General features: G+C 55.8%; 1 protein-coding gene and 1 pseudogene. Both read right to left on the minus strand.

The genetic code is table 11. The features are described from left to right. Nucleotides 1-254 (minus strand): hypothetical protein (locus ACQ4N8_RS28150; protein WP_430707676.1); only part of this gene is annotated, 254 nt, incomplete at its 3' end. Between the two features lie 33 nt (nucleotides 255-287). Next, a pseudogene (locus ACQ4N8_RS28155) lies at nucleotides 288-419 on the minus strand (RCC1 repeat- and reductase domain-containing protein); the annotation flags it as partial. Nucleotides 420-581: the final 162 nt, after the last annotated feature.

Genomic DNA, 581 nt, shown 5'->3' on the forward strand with positions numbered 1-581 from the left:
TCATTGACTCGGACGCGGACTTGGAAGACTTGGCCGTTTGCTAATGGCTCCGTAACCGTCCAGGCGTTCACGTTCGCAGTTAACGGCTGGTTCACCTCGCCGGAATCCACTACCACCGTACCGCTTGCATCCAGCACCTGGACTTGGAACTTCACAAAGTTCGTTAAAGCTACATCCTCTTGCGTCCAGCGGATCACCGGATTGCTTACGTTACTCTCTTCCGGTGCGCCCTGAGTGCCTAAAGGATACGTCAAGGCAACCTGCGGTGCGGTATTGACCTGTACCAACGCTGGAGTAGTATGCGCTACAGTCGTCCCGTCCCCCAGCTGCCCGTAGGTGTTTGTACTTCCCCACGCATACGCGCTTCCATCTGCTTTAGAAGCTACCGTGTAGTTCGTCCCTACGGCGACCGCATCCATCTCACTTAATCCTGCGACTTTTACCGGGGCTCCATTCGTCCAGTTCCATACGCTTCCATCCCCAGCGATCGCATAGTTGCTGCTTCCCCCTGCAATGCTCCGGATCCCGCTTAGCCCACTGACCGGGGTTAACGTGGTGTAATTTATTCCCCATACCGCCAC

The organism is Paenibacillus macerans (assembly GCF_050565405.1).
Classification (GTDB): domain Bacteria; phylum Bacillota; class Bacilli; order Paenibacillales; family Paenibacillaceae; genus Fontibacillus; species Fontibacillus macerans_B.